The sequence below is a fragment of the Kitasatospora sp. NPDC007106 genome (genome assembly GCF_040634455.1).
Classification (GTDB): domain Bacteria; phylum Actinomycetota; class Actinomycetes; order Streptomycetales; family Streptomycetaceae; genus Kitasatospora; species Kitasatospora arboriphila.
This window is the reverse complement of the sequence record NZ_JBEYFP010000406.1, coordinates 1-5,385: the sequence shown is the minus strand read 5'-3', so window position 1 is coordinate 5,385 and position 5,385 is coordinate 1. Positions and strand designations below refer to the sequence as shown.

The following is a 5,385-nucleotide window of genomic DNA, read 5'->3' as shown; positions in this document are numbered from 1 at the left end:
CCGGTTCTCCAGGGCCACCTCCTGCGCGCGCAGGTGCTTCTTCACCGTCATCGGGTAGTAGGTGCCGCCCTTGACGGTGGCGTCGTTGGCGACGACCACGACCTCGCGACCGGCCACCCGTCCGATGCCGGCGATCACACCGGCGGCCGGGGCGGCGCCGTCGTAGAGGCCGTCGGCGGCGAGCGGGCACAGCTCCAGGAAGGGGGAGCCCGGGTCGAGCAGGGTGTCCACGCGGTCGCGGGGGAGCAGCTTGCCGCGCGCGGTGTGCCGGGCCCGGGCCTTGGCGCCGCCGCCCAGCGCGGCCGTCGCGAGCTTGCTGCGCAGCTCGTCGACCAGCTCCCGGTGGGCGGCCTCGTTGGCGCGGTAGGCCGCCGAGCCGGGGTCGGCGGCGGACTCCAGCCGCGGTGCCGGCGCGGCGGCGGCACCCGGGACGGCGTGCCGCGGTTCGGTGCCGGCGGCCGGGCCGGTGAACGGGCCGGCCGCCGGGCCGACGGCGGATCCAATGGATGAGAGGACCATCCCAAGAGCTCCCTTGCCTCGGAGCCGAGTGGACGTGCGGAGGGATGGTCCGCCGCCCGAAGGTTAATGAGCGTTAACTCCTGCGGCCAGGTTAACCGCCGATAACGCGGCTGTCTACGATGGGCAGCATGCCGAACGTGCCAGCAGCCTCCGCGCTCCCACGCCGCGACCAGATCCGCAAGGAGGCCGCGCGGCTGTTCGCCGCGCGCGGCTTCCTGGGCGTCGGCGTGGACGAGATCGGCAAGGCGGTGGGGATCAGCGGCCCCGGTCTGTACCGGCACTTCGCCGGCAAGGACGCGATGCTCGCCGACCTCCTGATCGGCATCAGCGAACGGCTGCTGGAGGAGGGCCGGCGCCGGGCCGGCGAGGCCGGCGGCACGGGCGGACCCGCCGGGGCGCTGGACGCCCTGATCGGCGGCCACGTGGACTTCGCCCTGGACGACCGCGACCTGATCATCCTGCACGACCGGGAACTGCTCCACCTGAAGGAGGAGGACCGCCGCCGGGTCCGCCGGCTGCAGCGCGGCTACGTCGAACTCTGGGTCGGCGTCGTCCGCGAGGCCTTCCCGCCGCTCGCCGCCCCCGACGCCGAACCGCTCGCCCGGGCCGCCGTCCACGCCGTCTTCGGCCTGCTCAACTCCACCCCGCACAGCGCCGCCCCCCACCCGGGCCAGCCGGACCGCTCCGGGCTGCCCCGCGACGCGATGGCCGCCCTCCTGCACAGCCTCGCCCAGGGGGCCTTCGCCGCAGCCGCGGCCGGCGCCGCCGCCCGGGCGGCCTAGGGGCTCCGCCCGGGTCTCCTGGGTCCGGGCGTAGGACCAGCGCCGGAGGTCCGGCCGGTCCGGCGGCCCGTGCGTCCGGGCGGGTGGATCGGCGACCCTGGGAGGCGGCGGGAAGGTTTCGCGGACCCCTCGTCGTTGAGCCTGCCGGGCGTCCGTCGAAAGGCGATGGACGGCGGTCGAGCCGAATGGTTAGTATCCCTAAATATGCCTGAGACTCATGGTTCTACTGCGGAGATTTCCCGGGACGCCGATCCTCAGAGCAGCCGGTCCGGCAAGGCCCACCTGCGCCGCCGCCGGTCCAAAGACCGGCGGACCCCCGGCACCCCGGACGAGTCCCGCTGGCTGCGCAGACTGGGCGGCTACTCCTGGCGCTACCGCAAGAACGTCCTGCTCGCCTTCGGCGCCTCGCTCGTCGGCATGGCCGTCAGCGCCGTCGTCCCGCTGGTCACCAAGCTGATCATCGACGACGTCATCACCGCCCACACCCGCCCGCTCGCCCCCTGGGCGGTCGTGCTGCTGCTCGCCGCGGCCGTGGTCTTCCTCTGCGCGCAGATCCGCCGCTACTACGGCGGACAGCTCGCCCTCGACGTCCAGCACGACCTGCGGGCGGACCTCTTCACCTCGCTGACCCGCCTCGACGGCCGCCGCCAGGACCGCCTGGACACCGGCCAGGTCGTCGGCCGCGCCACCTCCGACCTGCAGCTCATCAACGGCCTGCTCTCGATGCTGCCGATGATGACCGGCTACCTGCTGATGTTCGGCATGTCCTTCGCGGTCATGCTCTGGCTCTCGCTGCCGCTCACCCTGATCGCCCTGGTGATGGCGCCCGCCCTCTGGTGGTGCGCCGCGCTCAGCCGCAAGCGGCTCTTCCCCGCGACCTGGGCCGCCCAGCAGGAGGCCGCCGCGGTCGCCGGTGTCGTCGACGCGGCCGTCGGCGGCGTCCGGGTGGTCAAGGGCTTCGGCCAGGAGGCCCAGGAGCGCGCCAAGCTGGAGAGGGCCTCCCGCGGCCTGTACGGCGCCCGGCTCCGCTCGATCCGGCTGAACAGCCGCTACACCCCGGCCATGCAGGCCGTCCCCGCCCTCGCCCAGGTCGCCGTGCTCGCCCTCGGCGGCTGGCTGGCCGTCCGGGGCCAGGTCTCGCTGGGCACCTTCGTCGCCTTCTCCACCTACGTCGCCCAGATGACCGGCCCGGTGCGGATGCTCGCCATGGTGATCACCGTCGGCCAGCAGGCCAGGGCCGGCGTGGAACGCGTCCTCCAGCTGATCGACCAGCGCCCGCACGTCCAGGAGCGCCCCGACGCCCGGCCGCTCACCCCTGCCGACACCGACCCCGGTGCCACCGCGCCCGGCGCGCCCGCACCCGGCACCGCCGCCCTCGAACTCGACCGCGTCGACTTCCACTACGAGGACCACGGGGACGCCCACCCGGGCGACGAGGACGCCGTCCCCGTCCTCGACGGCCTCAGCTTGCGTCTCCAGCCCGGCGAGACCCTCGCCCTGGTCGGCGCCTCCGGCTCCGGCAAGTCGACCGTCGCCCAGCTCGTCCCGCGCTTCTACGACCCGACGGCCGGCAGCGTCCGGCTCTACGGGCACGACCTGCGCGACATCACCCTCGACTCGCTGCGCGCCACCGTCGGCATCGTGCCCGAGGAGAGCTTCCTGTTCTCCGAGAGCGTCCGCACCAACATCGCCTACGGCCACCCCGAGGCGACCGACGAGCAGATCGAGGCCGCCGCCCGCGCCGCCCAGGCCGACGGCTTCATCCGCGAGCTGCCCGACGGGTACGACACCAAGGTCGGCGAGCAGGGACTCACCCTCTCCGGCGGCCAGCGGCAGCGGATCGCCCTGGCCCGTGCCATCCTCACCGACCCGCGGATCCTGCTGCTCGACGACGCGACCTCCGCGGTCGACCCGCAGGTCGAGGCCGAGATCTTCGAGGCGCTCCGCTCGGTCATGGCCGGACGCACCACCCTGCTGATCGCCCACCGCCGCTCCACCCTGCAGCTCGCCGACCGGATCGCCGTCCTCGAACGCGGCCGCCTCGTCGACATCGGCACCCACCGCGAGCTGGACGAACGCTGTCCGCTCTACCGGGCACTGATCACCGACCCGGACGCCGCCGACGCCACCGCCCGCGGCAGCGCCGAGGGTGCCGTTGCCGCCGGGAGCGCCGCTGCGGCCGGGAGCACCGCGGCTGCGACGACCGGCAACGGCGCCCCGGCCAAGAAGCCCGCCGCCGACGCCGAACTCCTCGCCAAGGTCGCCGCACTGCGGCCCGCCACCGACACCCCCGACATCCGGGTCGAGGACGCCGAGGCCGGCGACCTGCACTTCAGCCTCCGCCGCCTGCTCGCGCCCTTCCGCGGCCCGCTGGCCCTCGCCCTGCTGCTGGTCGCCCTGGACACCGCCGCCGGCCTCACCCTGCCGATCCTGATCCGGCACGGCATCGACGACGGCGTCAGCAAGGCCGCGATGACCGGCGTCACCGTCGCCGCCCTCGGCGCCCTCGTGGTCGTCCTGCTGGACTGGCTGGTGCAGAGCGCCGAGACCAGGGTCAGCGGCCGCACCGGCGAGCGCGTCCTCTACACCCTGCGGCTGAAGATCTTCGCGCACCTCAACCGGCTCGGCCTCGACTACTTCGAGCGCGAGCTCACCGGCCGGATCATGACCCGGATGACCACCGACGTCGACTCGATCTCGACCTTCCTGCAGACCGGCGTCGTCACCGCCGTGGTCAGCCTGCTCACCTTCTTCGGGATCTTCGCCGCACTGCTGATCCTCGACGCCGGCCTCGCGCTGGTGGTCTTCGCCGTCCTGCCCGTGCTGGTCGTGGCCACCCTGGTCTTCCGCCGCAAGTCCACCGTCCAGTACCAGATCTCCCGGGACCTGATCTCCACCGTCAACGCCGACCTGCAGGAGAACGTCGCCGGCATGCGGATCGTCCAGGCGTTCCGCCGGCAGGACGTCAACACCGCCCGCTTCGTCGCCCGCGGCCTGGAGTACCGCGACGCCCGCGCCCGGGCCCAGCTCTACATCTCGCTGTACTTCCCGTTCGTCCAGTTCCTGTCCAGCGTCGCCTCCGCGCTCGTCCTGATCGCCGGCGCCGCCCGGGTCGACGCCGGCACCCTCACCATCGGCGCCCTGGTCGCCTACCTGCTCTACATCGACCTGTTCTTCGCCCCGGTCAACCAGCTCTCCCAGGTGTTCGACGGCTACCAGCAGGCCAGCGTCAGCCTCGGCCGGATCGGCGAACTGCTGCGCACCCCGACCAGCACCCCCGAGGCAGACCCGCCCGTGCCGGTCACCCGCCTCAAGGGCGACATCCACCTCGACGGCGTCGGCTTCGCCTACAACGGCGACGGCGAGGACCTGCCGAACGTGCTCACCGGCATCGACCTGCACATCCCGGCGGGCCAGACCGTCGCCCTGGTCGGCGAGACCGGCGCCGGCAAGTCCACCCTGGTCAAGCTGGTCGCCCGGTTCTACGACGCCACCTCCGGCACCGTCCGGGTCGACGGCACCGACATCACCGGCTACGACCTCTCCCAGTACCGGCACCGGCTCGGCGTCGTCCCGCAGGAGGCGTACCTGTTCGCCGGCACCCTCCACGAGGCGATCGCCTACGGCCGGCCCGGCGCCACCCGCGCCGAGGTCGAGGCCGCGGCCCGCGCCGTCGGCGCCCACGAGATGATCCTCGGCCTCTCCGGCGGCTACGACCACGAGGTCGCCCCCCGCGGACGGAACCTCTCCGCCGGCCAGCGCCAGCTCGTCGCCCTCGCCCGCGCCGAACTCGTCGACCCCGACATCCTGCTGCTGGACGAGGCGACCGCCGCCCTCGACCTCGCCAGCGAGGCCGCCGTCAACCAGGCCGCCGACCGCCTCAGCGGCGGCCGCACCACCCTGGTCATCGCCCACCGCCTGACCACCGCCGAACGCGCCGACCGGATCGTCGTCCTCGACCACGGCCGGATCGTCGAGGACGGCACCCACAGCGAACTCCTCGCCGCGGGCGGCGCCTACCACCGGCTCTGGCAGGCCTTCGTCTCCGACGGCCGCCCCACCCCGGTCGGCTGACCGCCGCGCC

3 protein-coding genes are annotated in these 5,385 nt (G+C 73.8%); 2 read left to right on the top strand and 1 reads right to left on the bottom strand.

The genetic code is table 11. The features are described 5' to 3' along the window. The coding region (locus ABZ641_RS24720; RefSeq protein WP_359984995.1) for a carboxyl transferase domain-containing protein at positions 1-519 on the bottom strand (519 nt) is incomplete at its 3' end. 128 nt (positions 520-647) lie between these two features. Here ABZ641_RS24720 and ABZ641_RS24715 point away from each other — a divergent pair. Both ABZ641_RS24715 and ABZ641_RS24710 read left to right on the top strand, forming a co-directional pair. After that, the gene (locus ABZ641_RS24715; RefSeq protein ID WP_344627792.1) at positions 648-1,301 is read left to right on the top strand and encodes a TetR/AcrR family transcriptional regulator; all 654 of its coding nucleotides are present in this window, start codon (positions 648-650) and stop codon (positions 1,299-1,301) included. Between the two features lie 204 nt (positions 1,302-1,505). Continuing rightward, positions 1,506-5,375 (top strand): ABC transporter ATP-binding protein, encoded by a 3,870-nt coding sequence (locus ABZ641_RS24710; protein ID WP_359984993.1) that lies wholly within the window; start codon positions 1,506-1,508, stop codon positions 5,373-5,375. Positions 5,376-5,385: the final 10 nt, after the last annotated feature.

Bases quoted from the DNA above. Each gene is read 5' to 3' on its own strand.
- ABZ641_RS24715 (WP_344627792.1), top strand. From the start codon at position 648: ATGCCGAACGTGCCAGCAGCCTCCGCGCTCCCACGCCGCGACCAGATC.
- ABZ641_RS24710 (WP_359984993.1), top strand. From the start codon at position 1,506: ATGCCTGAGACTCATGGTTCTACTGCGGAGATTTCCCGGGACGCCGAT.